At 41.3% G+C, this 16,453-nt stretch carries 9 protein-coding genes, 1 tRNA gene and 2 rRNA genes; 11 read left to right on the top strand and 1 reads right to left on the bottom strand.

Annotated elements, in window-relative coordinates:
• Nucleotides 1-63 precede the first annotated feature (63 nt).
• From CFE53_RS00175 to CFE53_RS00160, 4 genes are all read left to right on the top strand, one after another.
• Entirely contained in the window at nucleotides 64-2,556 is a 2,493-nt protein-coding gene (locus CFE53_RS00175; protein WP_148119896.1) for a DUF5814 domain-containing protein, read from the top strand.
• Nucleotides 2,557-3,746: 1,190 nt separating this feature from the next.
• Nucleotides 3,747-5,234: ribosomal RNA gene (locus CFE53_RS00170) — 16S ribosomal RNA — on the top strand.
• A 52-nt stretch (nucleotides 5,235-5,286) separates the two neighbouring features.
• A tRNA-Ala gene (locus tag CFE53_RS00165) sits at nucleotides 5,287-5,359 on the top strand.
• 100 nt (nucleotides 5,360-5,459) lie between these two features.
• A 23S ribosomal RNA gene (locus CFE53_RS00160) occupies nucleotides 5,460-8,449 on the top strand.
• Together the 16S and 23S rRNA genes with 1 tRNA gene alongside form the textbook arrangement of a ribosomal RNA operon.
• A 114-nt stretch (nucleotides 8,450-8,563) precedes the next feature.
• Here the strand turns inward: CFE53_RS00160 and CFE53_RS00155 are convergent.
• Entirely contained in the window at nucleotides 8,564-9,448 is an 885-nt protein-coding gene (locus tag CFE53_RS00155) for a triphosphoribosyl-dephospho-CoA synthase (protein WP_148119895.1), read from the bottom strand.
• A 126-nt stretch (nucleotides 9,449-9,574) separates the two neighbouring features.
• Here CFE53_RS00155 and CFE53_RS00150 point away from each other — a divergent pair, with 126 nt between their 5' ends.
• From CFE53_RS00150 to CFE53_RS00120, 7 genes are all read left to right on the top strand, one after another.
• Nucleotides 9,575-10,627, top strand: a complete 1,053-nt coding sequence (locus CFE53_RS00150) for a CheF family chemotaxis protein (RefSeq protein ID WP_148119894.1) — start codon at nucleotides 9,575-9,577, stop codon at nucleotides 10,625-10,627.
• Between the two features lie 66 nt (nucleotides 10,628-10,693).
• Nucleotides 10,694-11,068, top strand: coding sequence for a response regulator (locus CFE53_RS00145; protein ID WP_148119893.1), 375 nt, complete (start codon nucleotides 10,694-10,696; stop codon nucleotides 11,066-11,068).
• A 74-nt stretch (nucleotides 11,069-11,142) separates the two neighbouring features.
• Nucleotides 11,143-11,865: a chemotaxis protein CheC gene (locus tag CFE53_RS00140; protein WP_148119892.1), complete on the top strand. Its 723-nt coding sequence runs from the start codon at nucleotides 11,143-11,145 to the stop codon at nucleotides 11,863-11,865.
• Nucleotides 11,866-11,891: 26 nt separating this feature from the next.
• A complete protein-coding gene (locus CFE53_RS00135; protein ID WP_148119891.1) occupies nucleotides 11,892-12,497 on the top strand; it encodes a chemotaxis protein CheC in 606 nt (201 codons plus the stop codon).
• A gap of 56 nt (nucleotides 12,498-12,553) precedes the next feature.
• Nucleotides 12,554-13,084: a tRNA (cytidine(56)-2'-O)-methyltransferase gene (locus tag CFE53_RS00130; protein WP_148119890.1), complete on the top strand. Its 531-nt coding sequence runs from the start codon at nucleotides 12,554-12,556 to the stop codon at nucleotides 13,082-13,084.
• Nucleotides 13,085-14,387: 1,303 nt separating this feature from the next.
• Nucleotides 14,388-14,993: a dCTP deaminase gene (dcd, locus tag CFE53_RS00125; protein WP_148119889.1), complete on the top strand. Its 606-nt coding sequence runs from the start codon at nucleotides 14,388-14,390 to the stop codon at nucleotides 14,991-14,993.
• 18 nt (nucleotides 14,994-15,011) lie between these two features.
• Nucleotides 15,012-16,388 (top strand): PFL family protein, encoded by a 1,377-nt coding sequence (locus tag CFE53_RS00120; RefSeq protein WP_148119888.1) that lies wholly within the window; start codon nucleotides 15,012-15,014, stop codon nucleotides 16,386-16,388.
• Nucleotides 16,389-16,453: the final 65 nt, after the last annotated feature.

Genomic DNA, 16,453 nt, shown 5'->3' with positions numbered 1-16,453 from the left:
ATTTTATTCCATATTTTAATTTTTATTAATAATTATTATTTATAATTATAAATAGGTGAAACCTTGATAATAATGAGGAAGTTGAAAAAGAAGAAACAGAAACAAGAATTGGAGATCCTCGATATTAAAAATAACGTTAAATACCACTGTCTCCTTAGGGAGGTAGGTAAGAGGATAGATCTGTACAGATGTAGGGAAGAAAAGGAAGGAAATATAAAACCTATACAGCCCTCCAAGGTAGTGGATATCCTGAGGAACTGTGATAAGGTACTTCTAAGTAAGGAGGACTCCCTAAAGTTGGAGGAGTTTCTAAAAAGTAAAAATATAAAGTATGAACTTGTGGAGTTATGTCCTTACTGTCTAATAAAGGGAAGATACACCATACTAGAGGAGGATAGGTATCTCCACTATGATAGATATATATGTCTAGATTGTGCAGTTGAGGAGGTTAAAGAGGAGGTAAATATTGGGAAGAGGTTCATAGAGACGTTACTTAAGAGATTTAGGGACGTAAATAAGGTTTTAAATCTATTAACATCTAAGAACCCTGTAGGTAACCCTGAATTAACGAGATACGATGTTTTAACTGGAGGTGAAGAAGATAGTATTAGAAACTACAAAGTTGAGGAGTTGGATATCCCAGATGAATTAAAAAAGATAATAAAAAAGAGAGGTATAAAGGAACTACTACCTGTACAAACACTTACAGTTAAGGGAGGACTGTTGAAAGGTAGGGATCTCTTAGTAACCTCTGCTACCTCCTCTGGGAAGACACTTATAGGGGAGTTGGCAGGTATAAAGAACATACTTGAGGGTAAGGGGAAGTTCCTATACCTGGTGCCCTTAGTAGCCCTGGCAAATCAGAAGTATTTAGAGTTCAGGGAGCGCTACAGGGAAATAGGATTAAGTGTAAGTTTAAGAGTAGGTACTGGGAGGTTATACGAGGGGAGATGTGAGGATGTAAATACTGACTTAGATAGCGATATCATCGTTGGAACCTACGAGGGTATAGACTACCTTATAAGATCAGGTAGGTTAAAAGGTATTGGAACTGTTGTAATAGACGAGGTCCACTCTTTGAATATGGAGGAGAGGGGAGCCCGCTTAGATGGGCTTATAGGTAGGTTGAGGTTTCTCAAGAGGATGGGGGAGGATATGCAGATGATATACCTCTCTGCCACTGTAGGGAATCCGAGGGAACTCTCTAAACGCTTAGGTGCCCATCTTATAACCTACAGTGGCCGTCCAGTGCCCTTGGAGAGGCATATCCTATTTGCTAAAAACGAGTATCAAAAACTTAATACGATCAGGGAGATAGTAAAGAGGGAGTTTAACGTAAGATCTAAGTACGGTTATAGGGGGCAGAGTTTGATATTCACATACTCCAGGAAGAGGGCGGAATACATTTCAAGGTTTCTAAACTCTAAGGGTATAAAGTCCGAGTACTACCATGGAGGTATGGAGTACAGGAGGAGGAGGGTTGTAGAGGAGAAGTTCATAAATCAGGAGGTTATGTGTGTAGTTACAACTGCCGCCCTTGCGGCAGGGGTAGATTTTCCTGCGTCAACTGTCATCTTGGAGAGTTTAGCCATGGGGGGCGATTGGCTCACACCTTCAGAGTTCCAGCAGATATGTGGGAGGGCAGGTAGGAAGGGGATGCACGACATGGGAAAGGTGTATATGTTGATAGAGATAGGTAGGAGGTATCATGCAAAGATGGAGAGGAGTGAGGACGAGGTAGCATTCCAACTGTTAAGTTCTGAACCTGAGGATGTAGGTGTAATTTACGAGGAGAAGGAGGAGATGGAGCAGATATTAGCAAGTTTATGTGCCATCGAGAAATATGGAAGGTATTACGATAGTATTAAAAGGTATAGAAAGAGGGAACTACTGTCTAAGGTTCCCTTGATGGGAAGTAATTACAGTTTAGACTATATACTCAATAAACTTAAGGAGTACGGGATGGTGGAGGAGAGGGGAGATATAACTGTCACTAAGTACGGCTACTTTACAGGGATATCTTTCCTATACCCAGAGGATGCAGAGGTTATAAGGAAGAATTTAGATCTCCCAATTTTAGATCTAATATCCTTAGTCAATCCATTTGAGGGGGTATATATCCCAATGGGCCTTAAAAATAGGATAAGTAAGGTTATCAACGTCAATATACCTACGAAATTTATAGACGCCTTCGAGATAATAAAGGAGAACATGGATAAGATAACAGACAGGAACCTGAGAGATAGAGTACTGCCCTGGATAATGGAGTTCGAAGGTATGATAGAGGAGGACATTGTCAGGTACTTCTCTAAGTATATAGTTAATTTAAGGACAAGTGGGAAAACACCACTGCAGATATCTAAGCATATATACAATACATTGAACCTCCAGACCTATCCAGGAGATATATATAACTACTTGGAGAATACCATAAAAGTACTTGATGCCATAGAGAGGATAGGATCTATATATAACAGGAAGGTCTCTAAGGACGCAGAATACTATAAGAGAAAAATTTCTAACCCTTACGAGTCTAAAAAATATAAAAAACAATAATTTAAAATATTTTAATTTATCTTAATTCCCATCAAAGTAATGATTTAAATAATAAAAATAAATAAAAACTGAAAAAATATTAAAATATTATTAAAATATAATAACTTTTAACAAAATTAATAATAGCAACCTGCTAAGAAGGATCTGCTCCACTTCTATAGTATCTTAGAACATTCTAGGAGATTATCTTTTATTTATTCTGATTTTATATCATCCTTTTATACTTTTTATAATTATTGTTATTCTTATCAGGATTTTTTGATGGGAATTAGGGTTAAATATAATGTTAATTGTCTGATAATCTCAATTTGGAAACTCTTTATAACTATTAATGGTATTATATATTATAATAAGAGTAAAGTAGAGAAAAATATTCTTTTTTAATTTTTAATTTTTAACTACTTTTTATTTTTTAAATTCTCTTATCTTCTTATTTCTCATTTTTATTATTTTTTATCAGAATTTTAGTGGGAGTTATGGGGCTTAAATATCTTTATAATCATGATTTTAGTTATTATTTTTAGAATATAATAATTTTTATTATTATTTTTATATTTTATTCAAATTTTAATGAAATCGTGGTTATTATTAGTTATAGATCATTACGGGTTTAATAATATTTTTTATTTATTAAAAATCCTTATTTCTTTATAATATAATAAATGATATATTGTTATAAAAATAAAAAAATTATAAATAAAATTCTTATTATTTGTGTTTCATTACAATTTTTTCAATACATCGGGGTTATTGTTATACATTATATCTATGTACTTTTAATGGATTCTCCTTTCTTCCATTGTTTTTATTTTTACTATTCTTACTGTAGTAAAGACTAAATTAAAGCACGAAATATTTAAAACAATAAAAAGAGAAAAAGTCTCCCATTATCTATACTTTTTACCCTCAAGATATTTTTAAGTACTGGAGAAAAAAGAGTTAGAGTTCAGTTATTAAAAAATTTCATTAAATGTCTGGTCAGAGATCAGCATTTCTTTTTGGAAATTATCTATCTTATTAACATTCAACTTATATTAACCCTATTGTTCTAATCCTAAAAACAATACAACATTCTGTACGGTGTTATTTTATGCAAAGGAGTGATAACCTAAGTCGAGGACTTAGGTTGGATGTAAGCCTGCAACCAAGTGATACCTGGTAACGACCGGAAGTGACCGTACTCCATTTTAATTCCGGTTGATCCCGCCGGAGGCCACTGCTATTGGGGTCCGACTAAGCCATGCGAGTCGTGGGGCCTGCACCCTTCGGGGTGCAGGCACCGGCGGACGGCTCAGTAACACGTGGTCAACCTACCCTCAGGTGGGGGATAACCTCGGGAAACTGAGGCTAATACCCCATAGGGGAAGAGGTCTGGAAGGATCCTTCCCCGAAAGGGCGCATGCCCGCCTGAGGATGGGACTGCGGCCGATTAGGTAGTTGGTGGGGTAACGGCCCACCAAGCCTACGATCGGTACGGGCCTTGAGAGAGGGAGCCCGGAGATGGGGACTGAGACAAGGCCCCAGGCCCTACGGGGCGCAGCAGGCGCGAAACCTCCACAATGCACGAAAGTGCGATGGGGGGACCCCAAGTGCCGTGGCCTAGCCACGGCTTTTCCGGAGTGTAAAAAGCTCCGGGAATAAGGGCTGGGCAAGTCCGGTGCCAGCAGCCGCGGTAATACCGGCGGCCCGAGTGGTGGCCACTATTATTGGGCCTAAAGCGTCCGTAGCCGGTCCAGTAAGTCCCTGCTTAAATCCTACGGCTTAACCGTAGGACTGGCAGGGATACTGCTGGACTTGGGACCGGGAGAGGGCAGGGGTACTCCAGGGGTAGCGGTGAAATGCGTTGATCCCTGGAGGACCACCTATGGCGAAGGCACCTGCCTGGAACGGGTCCGACGGTGAGGGACGAAAGCCGGGGGCGCGAACCGGATTAGATACCCGGGTAGTCCCGGCCGTAAACGCTGCGGACTAGGTGTCGCCTGGGCTTCGGGCCCAGGCGGTGCCGAAGGGAAGCCGTTAAGTCCGCCGCCTGGGGAGTACGGTCGCAAGACTGAAACTTAAAGGAATTGGCGGGGGAGCACTACAACGGGTGGAGCCTGCGGTTTAATTGGATTCAACGCCGGGCACCTCACCAGGGGCGACGGCATGATGAAGGTCAGGTTGACGACCTTACCTGAAGAGCCGAGAGGTGGTGCATGGCCATCGTCAGCTCGTACCGTGAGGCGTCCTGTTAAGTCAGGTAACGAGCGAGACCCGCGCCCTATGTTGCCATCTCCCCCTCCGGGGGGAGGGCACTCATAGGGGACCGCTGGTGCCAAACCAGAGGAAGGTGCGGGCAACGATAGGTCCGTATGCCCCGAATCCCCTGGGCTACACGCGGGCTACAATGGTTGGGACAGTGGGATGCGACCCCGAAAGGGGGAGCTAATCCCCTAAACCCAACCGTAGTTCGGATCGTGGGCTGCAACTCGCCCACGTGAAGGCGGAATCCGTAGTAATCGCAGCTCACCATGCTGCGGTGAATGTGTCCCTGCTCCTTGCACACACCGCCCGTCACACCACCCGAGTTGGGTCCAGGTGAGGCCCTGGCCGCTGGCCAGGGTCGAACCTGGGCTCAGCGAGGGGGGTGAAGTCGTAACAAGGTAGCCGTAGGGGAACCTGCGGCTGGATCACCTCCTTGGAAAAAAGCCGGTCGTTACCAGGCACTAAATGGTTGCAGGCTTACATCATGGGCCCATAGCTCAGCTGGGAGAGCGCCGCCCTTGCAAGGCGGAGGCCGTGGGTTCAAATCCCACTGGGTCCACTTTTATTTTTTTCGATCCATGATCTTGGGGGTCATGGATCGATAGCCCGAAGGGAGATGAGGGCCCCATAAGCCCCCGTACCTGGTGATATCCAGGTACTCCTATATCCACCTATCCTACCTGGTGGATGGCTCGGCTTGGGCGCCGACGAAGGGCGTGGCAAGCTGCGATAAGCCTGGGGGAGGAGCAGGCATCCGTAGATCCCAGGATCCCCGAATGGGACTTCCTGCCCCATTTGGGGCGCTCCGTAAGGAGCGGGAACGCGGGGAATTGAAACATCTTAGTACCCGCAGGAAAAGAAACCAACAGGGATGCCGTGAGTAGGGGCGACCGAAAGCGGCAGAGGGCAAACTGAACCCTGGGTGGTAACATCCAGGGGATGTGGGGTTGCAGGGCCCCCGTAAAAAACCCAGGTCGGGAAGCCGAAGTTGCCTGGAATGGCATACCATAGAGGGTGAAAGTCCCGTAGGCGTAACCGACCTGGGTTTTGGGGTGTCCCTGAGTACCGTGGGTCGGATATCCCGCGGGAATCTGGGAGGCATCGGTCTTCCAACCCTAAATACGTCCCAAGACCGATAGCGAACTAGTACCGTGAGGGAAAGCTGAAAAGCACCCCTAGCGGGGGGTGAAAAGAGCCTGAAACCAGGTAGGGACAGTATGGCACGGCCCCAAAGGCAACTGTTCCGAAGGAAACCCTCGCGAGAGGGGAGTACGAGGAACAGTGTCCAGGGTCGTGCCGTCCGTTTCGAAAAACGGGCCGGGGAGTGTATGGCTGTGGCGAGCCTAAGACCTTAAAGGTCGGAGGCGTAGGGAAACCGACAGGTCCGCAGGCCTTTGCCGAGGGACGGGGTCTTAAGGGCCTGGAGTCACAGCCATACGACCCGAAACCGGGCGATCTAGGCCGGGGCAAGGTGAAGCCCCTCATCAGAGGGGTGGAGGCCTGCAGGGGTGTTACAATGCAAAGTGCTCCCCTGACCCCGGTCTAGGGGTGAAAGGCCAATCGAGCCCGGAGACAGCTGGTTCCCCCCGAAGTAGCTCGCAGGCTAGCCGGGGGTTAGGTAGTGGGCAGGGTAGAGCACTGATAGGGTGGATAGGGGGCGAAAGCCCTCGCCACCCTGTCAAACTCCGAACCTGTCCACGCCGTAGCCCCCGAGTGAGGGCATACGGGTAAGCCGTATGTCCGAGACGGGAATAACCGAGACCCGGGTTAAGGTCCCTAAGTGCCGGTTAAGTGTGAACAGGAAGGGCGTCCCTGGCCTAAGACAGCAGGGAGGTTGGCTTAGAAGCAGCCATCCTTTAAAGAGTGCGTAACAGCTCACCTGCCGAGGTCAGGGGCCCCGAAAATGGACGGGGCTAAACCGGCCACCGAGACCCGGGGGCACCGAAAGGTGATCCGGTAGGGGGGCGTTCTGCGGGGGTAGAAGCTCGGCCGTGAGGTCGAGTGGACCCCGTAGAAATGAGGATCCCGGCAGTAGTAACAGCAAAGTGGGGTGAGAATCCCCACCGCCGAAGGGGCCAGGTTTCCACAGCAATGATCGTCAGCTGTGGGTTAGCCGGTCCTAACCCCCAGGGTAACTCCCTTGGGGGGAAAGGGAAACAGGTTAATATTCCTGTGCCGCCAGGGTACGTGCGGCAACGCAAGGCCAGTTCCTGACGCTTCAGGGTAGGCCAACCACCCCCGTCGGGGTGGTCAAGGGTATAAGTCCGGGGAGAGTTGTAATAACGAGAACCGGATGAAAGCCTGATGAGCCGCCCGTTAGGGCGGTTTGGCCGAGCCCTGGAGCCCGTGAAAAGGGAACTGGCAAGGATCCCTGGCGACCGTACCTAGAACCGACACAGGTGCCCCTAGGTGAGTAGCCTAAGGCGTGTCGGGAGAATCCAGCCGAGGGAAGTCGGCAAATTGGCCCCGTAACTTCGGGAGAAGGGGTGCCAGCGGCCTTCTCAAGGGGCTGCTGGTCGCAGTGACTAGGGGGGTCCGACTGTTTAATAAAAACACAGGTCTTAGCTAGCCCGAAAGGGTGTGTACTAAGGCCGACGCCTGCCCAGTGCTGGTACGTGAAACCCGGGTACAACCGGGCGAAGCGCCAGTAAACGGCGGGGGTAACTATAACCCTCTTAAGGTAGCGAAATTCCTTGTCGGGTAAGTTCCGACCCGCATGAATGGCGTAACGAGACCCCCACTGTCCCCGGCTGGAACCCGGTGAACCTACCTTTCCGGTGCAAAGGCCGGAGACCTCCAGTGGGAAGCGAAGACCCCGTGGAGCTTTACTGCAGCCTGCCGTTGGGGCATGGTCGTGGGTGTACAGCGTAGGTGGGAGCCGTCGAAGCCCCCTCGCCAGGGGGGGTGGAGGCGCCCATGGGACACCACCCACCCATGACCATGTCCCTTACCCCAGTAGGGGGACACCGGTAGGTGGGCAGTTTGGCTGGGGCGGCACCCTCCTGAAAAGGCATCGGGAGGGCCCAAAGGTCGGCTCAGGCGGGTCAGAACTCCGCCGTTGAGTGCAAGGGCAAAAGCCGGCCTGACTTGGTTGCCCACAATACGCAACCAAGAGGCGAAAGCCGGGCCTAGCGAACCCCTGTGCCTCACCGATGGGGGCCAGGGATGACAGAAAAGCTACCCCGGGGATAACAGAGTTGTCGCGGGCGAGAGCCCATATCGACCCCGCGGCTTGCTACATCGATGTCGGTTTTTCCCATCCTGGGTCTGCAGCAGGACCCAAGGGTGGGGCTGTTCGCCCATTAAAGGGGATCACGAGCTGGGTTTAAACCGTCGTGAGACAGGTTGGTTGCTATCTGCTGGAGGTGTGGGCTGCCTGAGGGGAAGGTGGTTCTAGTACGAGAGGAACGAACCACCGGCGCCTCTAGTCTATCGGCTGTCCGACAGGGCATGCCGAGCAGCCACGCGCTAAGGGTTAAGGGCTGAAAGCATCTAAGCCCGAAACCCACCCCGAAAATAGGCAGCCGTTCCCTTTGGGGACGAGGGCACCCCTAGAAGAGGGGGTTGATAGGCTAGGGATGTAAGCACCGAGGGGTTTCCCCCCGAGGTGTTAAGTCCGCTAGTACTAATCGCCCGAGGGGATATAGGAGTACCTGGACACCTAAAGGTACGGGGGCTTATGGGGCCAAAATACGTGGTGAATGATATTTTTTATAGATTACAATATCAATATATTTAAATGTGTTATAAATAGTAAAAAGTACTACCAGAGTATTGTATCCTTACTATCTATTCTATCCAAGAGAAAGATCATTAAAGAGGCTGCAACTATATCTGCAGTAGTACCTGGGTTTAACCTATTTCCATCTTTCGATAGATAACTATCAAATTTTTCAATATCTTCCTTTTTGTATCCATTATTCCGTATCTCCATTGCAATTTTGGAAACCTCCTTAGATATCTCTAAGTTATTCTTCCTTGCAATCAAAGTATCAGGGTACTTAGATAGAAGATGAATATACGTCTTAGTTATTGCCCAATTTATATCCCTCTCTTCCAGGTAGTAATTCTTCAACAATTCATAGCCTTCAAATGAAATTTTAAACCCTTCAGTCCACTCCTTAGATATATTATCCCACTCAGAGGATATCTTAAATACATGATAGAGTGTCATGTTCTCCTCGATTAATCTCTTCTTGGCATCTTCTTCTTTAACATCTGGACCTCTTTTTGGAGGGTTCAAATTTGGCATGGCTATACTTATGGCATCGTAAACATTTAAACTATCTTCTACAGTTGTGTTCTTCGATAGACGTATCATCTCTTTCCTCAATTTACTACTGTCAAAGTTATCTATATTTCCTGCACCCATTGCAATGGGAACATGTAACATGATTATTCCTAAGTTGGCATTGGAAGGAGACCACCTCCTTGATTGAATAACTGCCATCTTTATATATTTTCCAATATTTTTACTATCCTGAGCAGCCTTATATATTACATCACCAAAGGCTATACCTGAAGTGAGAAAGTGGTGATACTTTATATCTGAAAAATCCCTGTATCTATGTACATTTCCAGGTTTAAAACTACTGACCTCGAGGACACAGGCTATTTGAGAACTTTTCATTATATCCCATGGATCCATAACACCACCAAAAATACTAAAGGTTTAAATATCAATCTAAAAATTTATATAAAGATTAAAATTATACTTAGTATTAAAGAATTATAATATTAAAAATTATATGAAAGATTAAAGAGTGTGGTTTTCATGGCAAGGACCTCTTCTAAAGAAGTTGCAAAATTTGAAGGTAAAGGAATTATAATAAACCCCTACACTCTAAGAGACCCTTTTACCAAATGGAGCAAAATTAAAATAACTTTATATACTGATAGAATTTTATTTGAATTTGAAAATAAATCTATTGAAGCAGAATTAAAATATGTGGTAGATGTAGGTGCAGAATTACCTAGAAGGGCTATAGAGATTGCAAAGAGTACATTAGATGACATAAGGTATTACTCTTCTATAACTATACAGTTGCCAGATAGTGATAAGGATATTATAGGATTCGCCCCTGAAACCTCTCTCTATGGTAAAACACTAATAAATTCTTTTTTGAAAAAAGTATTTTATGTGTTGTTGAATAAAAAAGAGGTTAAAGTACAGTATGAGGTAATTAAGGGAGGTTCTGTAGATCCCTCGGCAAAGTGGGAAGATGGTATGTTAGTATTTGCCCAAAGACCTGTAAAGAAAGGATTAAAAGTAGTTAATGAGTTAGTTCTAGCGGTAGCAGTGACTTCTGGAGGAAAGCCAAAAGTATATAATTTATTTAGTAATTTAGAGTCTATTTCACTTGAAAAGAAAACAGTTGAAAATGAAGAACTAACTGTATTGGAGATAAAACAGTTGAAAGGTGGTGAATCTGTAACTTCATATCTTTATATACCTGAAAGGGAAAGATTGTTTGTCCTTAGATACATCGCTACGTTAACAAAATATGGAAAATTAGTCAAAGATTTACTTCCTAAAACAGAGGATGAACTAGTATCTCAGTTGGCATCTGAAACTTGGAGTGGAGATAAAATAAAGAGTGAAGTGGAACAGTTAGAACCTGAAGAACAGGAGATACTAACTGCATTATATACAGGTATCTCCTCCCTTGAATTGCCCAATGTGATGGGATTAGATGTTGATGAGGTGGAACGAATATTGGATAAATTAATTGATAAAGGATACCTCAAATTAGTAAGAATAAGAAAAGAAACTGAATTAACAGAAAAAGGTAGGGCAATTACCAATTATATTATATCTAACTTCTAATCCTCTTAAAATATATATTTGCTGAACATTAATTAATCAGGGTATAAAAATAAATCAGGTGAAAAAATGACTAAAATTGTACGTACATTGGTAGTAGATGACTCGGCCTTTATGAGAAACATTTTAAAGAAGATCCTTTCATCTACAAATAAATACGTAGTAGTAGGTGAAGCATCAAACGGAAAAGAGGCTATTGAAAAAGCTAGGGAGTTAAAACCTGATCTAATAACTATGGACATAGTAATGCCAGAAATGGACGGTATAGAGGCTACAAGGAGAATAAAAAAAGAATTCCCTGACATAAAAATAGTTATGTGTACCTCTGTAGATCAGGAAAAAAAGATGATCGAAGCCATCGAAGCAGGTGCAGATGGGTACATTGTAAAACCTTTCCAGGCTCCAAAGATTTTGGAACAACTTAACAAATTATTCCCAGATTAAGAACGATACTTTTATATTACTATTTTTTATAATATAATTAATGTAAATTTAAAAAATCTTTAATAGGGTTTTATATGAAAAGAGGGAATGTATTCATCTCACCAAAATCTTGGGAAATTATAATGGAAAGTATAATCAACGAGGAAATAATGGGTGAAAATAATTCAAATAATGATAAGAGATCTAATTTTGTCAGAAACTTTTATCTCTTGGGGTTGGGTAAAATTGAGAAAATCGGTAAATGTGCTGCTAAAAAGGCTGCTGATTTTATAACAAATCTAACTGGCAACCCTGTTGAGATAGGGGTAGTAAGTGTTATGCTTATCACTCCTTATGAGATTAAAAAGGAGTTAAAAGATGAAGAAAAGATATTTACAGGTATAAACTTTAGTGGTGAAATTGAAGGAGTAGGAATTTTAATATTCTCTGAAGAGTCTGCACTAAAACTTTCAAAATCTATGTTGGCAGAGATTGGTATGGATGATGGTAGTGATGATAATGTTCTCGATGATATGAAAATCTCTGCAATAAATGAGGCATGTAATTTAATAATATCTGCCTATGTGGATACCTTAGCTAATTTTATGAAGACGTCATTAACTATGTCTCCTCCATTCTTTATCAAAGGATCGGAAAGGGAGATCATAGAGAAGATTTTTAAAGATCATAATACTGGCGACAACGACATAATTCTAACCTTCAAGTCTAAGTTATACTCCCAGGGAATAGGTTCTGGTTTTGAAGTTTTAATAATAATGCCTCCAGATTCTCTGAATACTCTGTTCCAAAAGATATAAATTCTCCGGTACTATCGAGGGAGAGTATGGGAATTTTAGAATCTATGAGAAAACTTATAAATATTGGTAGAGAAGCCTCAGAGAATATTGCCAAATCCTTCACAGAATTGACAGGAGAAACAACAGATGTCCAATTTTTAGGTGTAAGATTCACTCCCTTGGAGTTTCTCGTTGAGCAGTTTGATGACAGGGTATACAAAGTTGTTCGTATTGATTTTGAGGGTATACTTAGTGGTAAATCCTTGATGTTACTTCCTGAAGAGGATGCTGTAAAGTTGGAGAAGATGTTACTTATAGATATACTATGGGACAGTTTAGTGAATAAATCTGAACTACCTGATTACAAAGAGATGGAAGTTTCTGTAATGAATGAAGTAGCAAATATAGTTGTAGCCTCTTTTTTAAATGTTTTTGCAAATGCCCTCAAGAGTGAGATAAATATAACAACACCTGAATTTATTAAAGACAGTGGGTTTTCAGTGGTTGAGTCATTAGTCGTAGAAATGGCAGAACAAATAGATATAGCCCTAATTTTTGATAATAAAATACACATTTTAGGAAAATATCCTATAAACTGTAATATACTAATTCTAATAGATCCAACCACTATAGAACAGCTAGATAATCTATAATTACCTTTTTTTATTATTTATTTTTTTGTTAATTTTTTATATCAAGGTGTATTCCAATGGTTGTAGAGGTGTTAAGGTTAGGGCATAGAGGGGAAAGGGACAGGAGAACATCCACCCATGTGGCATTAACTGCTAGGGCATTGGGGGCAGATAAGATCCTATTTACCTCGGAGGACGACCATGTAAAGGAGAGTATAAGTAAGGTTGTGGAAAACTGGGGTGGTAATTTTAAATTTGAGGTAGTTGAATCTTGGAAAGGGTATGTAAGAAGTTTTAAAAAGAGAGGGATTGTAATACATCTAACTATGTACGGTGAAAGTGTAAATGAGAGAATAGACACTATAAGAGAGCTTCTTAAAGAGGGAAAGGATATTTTAGTGGTAGTTGGAGGAGAAAAGGTACCAAAGGAGATCTATGAGTTAGCAGATTACAACATTTCTATAGGTAATCAGCCCCATTCAGAGATCGCAGCCCTTGCTATATTTCTAGATAGGTTGTTTGAAGGAAAAACTCTTTACAGAGATTACCCTGATGCAAAGATAAAAGTTATACCGTCGGAAAGAAAGAAGGTTGTAGTTAGAAAATAGCAACTTTTTTGTAGAATATAATAAAAATAAAATATTTTAACTGTCTAGGTAATTCTAAAAAAAATAAGAAGATAGTTCTTTTTCAATATACTTAACTTAACTGTTATTTAACTATTTTTTGTGATTTTAACTATTTTTATTAAAATTTTTACCCTAGTTCCCATCAAAAGGATAGTTTAAAGAATAATTAAAATAATTATAAAAATTAATAATAAAAATAAAAAATAAAGAATAATGTTTAAAATAAAAACTTCTATAATCTCAGATATAAAATTTTAAAAAGAAGATTGGAAGGGAATGGTTCTCTGTATACCTTCCAATATAATTGGATATCAGAGTAAGGTTTTCTATCTTAACTAAGTGATTAAAAAGATCCTAGAATATTTAATAGTTTTTATATTGATTGTTTTCATTATTCTTTTAATCACTACTTGGTGGGAACTAAGGTTAAAATTTTTTTATTATTATAAATTTTTTATTCTCATGATGAGTAGTTATTTAAGCTATAGGTTTAAATTTAATATTGTTATATTTTAGTTCTCATTAAAATAGTAAATAAGAAACTCATAGGGATATTTAAATTTATATTATAACCCTACTTCCCATCAAAAGGATAATTTAGAGAATAATAAAAATAAAAATTATTATAAAAATAATAAAATTAAAGATTAAAGAAAATATTTAAAAAACAGAAACTTCTATTATCCCAGATGTAGAAAAAATTTTAAAAAGAAGATTGAAGGAGAATGATCCTCTGTAAACCTTCTAGTAGTGAATATCAGAGTAAGATCTCCTATCTTACCTAAGTGTTCAGAAAGATCCTAGAATGTTTAATAGTTTTTATATAGTTTTATACTGATTATTTTAATCATGATTTTTATTATTATAACAATTATTATTATTTTTCATTTTTTCATAGTTCTTTTAATCACTACTTGGTAGGGACTAAGGTTATATTATAATTTTTTGGATACTGGGAATAGGATTGGGAAGTTCTTTTTTTGATAAAGATAACCAACAGTTGCATACTCGGTATGTAGAAAATTTAGAGGTAGAGTAGAATATCCATATATTTCAGTATTTAACATTTAAATAAGGTAGGTAGAGGTTTTTTATTTTAAACACTTCTTTGTTATTTTTTATTTAATTGTTATAATATTTTATAAAATTATTACTTTATTATCTTTTTTAATTCTAATGAGAACTAAGAGATACAGCATATAACCATAATAATTTTAATAGTGAAATAATTTAATTTAACTATCATTTTTACAGTACAAGTAATCTCTTATTGGTGGAAGTTATGATACTAAGTGACAGAGACATTCTCCACTATATGGAGTTGGGAGAGATATCTATAGAACCTTTTAATCCAGATTTCCTTGGACCTTGCTCCTACGATGTTACCCTTGGAGATGAGTTTATCGTATATAAGGACGAAGTCTACGACCTAAGAAGAGAACTGGATCATGAAAAATTTAAGATAAAAAGGGCTATAATGGTATGTCCCCTATGTCATAGGTTAGATGAAGATAAAATAGAGTACTACAAAGAGAAATACAACGTAGATGTAGTGGTAAACAGGGGGATACTGGGTACTACTACAGAGTATATAAAACTTTCAAATAACATATGTGCACAATATCAGGGGAGGAGTTCCTTTGGTAGGGTATTTTTACAGTCCCATCAAACTGCTGGATGGATAGACGCAGGGTTTAGGGGAAGGATAACCTTAGAGATAGTTGCATACGATAAACCTGTTATTCTCTACAAGGGGCAGAGAATAGGGCAGTTGATATTCTCAAAGACCACCTCTCCTGTAAATATTGGCTACTGTGATAGAAAGAACTCCAAGTATAGTGAACAGAGATCTGTAACACCGTCTCTTATATTTAAAGAATATAAATAAAATGATTTGAGGGATAGGATGTACGTTCCAGAGGAGATACTTGAAACTATTAGGATGATAGAGTACGAGAATTTAGACATTAGAGCAGTTACAATGGGTATAAATCTGAGGGACTGTGTCTCCGAGGATATAGATAGATTGAGAGAAAATATATACGAGAAAATAGTATCAAAGGCTAAAGATCTTGTAAGTGTATCTGAGAGGGTATCAAAGAAGTACGGTATCCCAATAGTTACAAAGAGGGTTGCAGTTACTCCCATCAGTATAGTAGTGGGAGGTGCTATAAAGGGAATGGATAGGGAGGAGGCTATTAAAGAGTGTGTAAAGGTAGGGGAAACCTTAGACAGGGCTGCCAAGGATATAGGGGTGGATTTCATCGGGGGATACTCTGCACTTGTTCATAAGGATACAACCTGGGAGGAGGGAATACTTATAGACTCTATACCTCATATGATGAGTAAGACTAAGAGAGTATGTTCCTCGGTGAATGTTGCAAGTACTAAAAGTGGAATAAACATGACCGCCATAAAGAGGATGGGGGAGATCATAAAGGAGACTGCAGAGAGGACAGAGAAGGCCATCGGATGTGCCAAGTTGGTGGTATTTGCAAATGCACCTGAGGACAATCCCTTTATGGCAGGTGCCTTCCATGGAGTTGGAGAGGGGGATGTGGTGATAAACGTAGGGGTGTCGGGACCTGGAGTTGTAAGGGCTGTTGTCGAGAAGTTGAAAGGGAAAGATATAGGCACCTTATACAACGAGATTAAAAAAACTGCCTTTAAGATAACGAGAGTCGGAGAACTTATAGGTAGGGAGGTATCCAAGGAGTTAAATGTTCCCTTTGGAATTGTAGATCTCTCCCTCGCTCCAACACCTGCAAGGGGAGACAGTGTGGCAAACATATTAGAGGCTATGGGGTTAGAGAGATGTGGAGCCCATGGGAGTACTGCGGCACTTGCAATATTAAACGATGCAGTTAAGAAGGGGGGTGCCATGGCGGCAAGTTATGTTGGAGGTTTAAGTGGTTCCTTTATTCCAGTAAGTGAAGATGCAGGTATGATAAGGGCTGTAGAGGAGGGGGCGTTGAGTTTGGAGAAGTTGGAAGCTATGACCTCTGTATGTTCAGTGGGACTGGATATGATAGCAATACCTGGGAAGACACCTGCCTCTACAATATCTGCAATAATAGCAGATGAGATGGCAATAGGCGTGATAAATAAAAAGACTACTGCAGTTAGAATAATACCTGTACCAGGTAAGGACGTTGGTGACTACGTAGATTACGGTGGGTTGTTAGGTAGGGCACCTATAATGGCTGTAAATGAATATTCTTCCGAGGAGTTTATAAAGAGAGGTGGTAGAGTACCTTCGCCTATACACTCTTTGACGAATTAATTAATTGGTTAAAAAAGAATGAATACCTAAAAGAGGAAGTAAAATCGCTTCCTTAAGATGCATAT

The sequence above is a fragment of the Methanofervidicoccus sp. A16 genome, assembly GCF_003351865.1.
Classification (GTDB): Archaea; AGJL01; Methanococci; order Methanococcales; family Methanococcaceae; genus Methanofervidicoccus.
Note: the sequence above shows the minus strand (reverse complement) of the source record. Positions and strands in the feature narration are given on the sequence as shown.

Bases quoted from the DNA above. Each gene is read 5' to 3' on its own strand.
- CFE53_RS00155 (WP_148119895.1), bottom strand. From the start codon at position 9,448: ATGGATCCATGGGATATAATGAAAAGTTCTCAAATAGCCTGTGTCCTC.
- CFE53_RS00150 (WP_148119894.1), top strand. From the start codon at position 9,575: ATGGCAAGGACCTCTTCTAAAGAAGTTGCAAAATTTGAAGGTAAAGGA.
- CFE53_RS00145 (WP_148119893.1), top strand. From the start codon at position 10,694: ATGACTAAAATTGTACGTACATTGGTAGTAGATGACTCGGCCTTTATG.
- CFE53_RS00140 (WP_148119892.1), top strand. From the start codon at position 11,143: ATGAAAAGAGGGAATGTATTCATCTCACCAAAATCTTGGGAAATTATA.
- CFE53_RS00135 (WP_148119891.1), top strand. From the start codon at position 11,892: ATGGGAATTTTAGAATCTATGAGAAAACTTATAAATATTGGTAGAGAA.
- CFE53_RS00130 (WP_148119890.1), top strand. From the start codon at position 12,554: ATGGTTGTAGAGGTGTTAAGGTTAGGGCATAGAGGGGAAAGGGACAGG.
- dcd (WP_148119889.1), top strand. From the start codon at position 14,388: ATGATACTAAGTGACAGAGACATTCTCCACTATATGGAGTTGGGAGAG.
- CFE53_RS00120 (WP_148119888.1), top strand. From the start codon at position 15,012: ATGTACGTTCCAGAGGAGATACTTGAAACTATTAGGATGATAGAGTAC.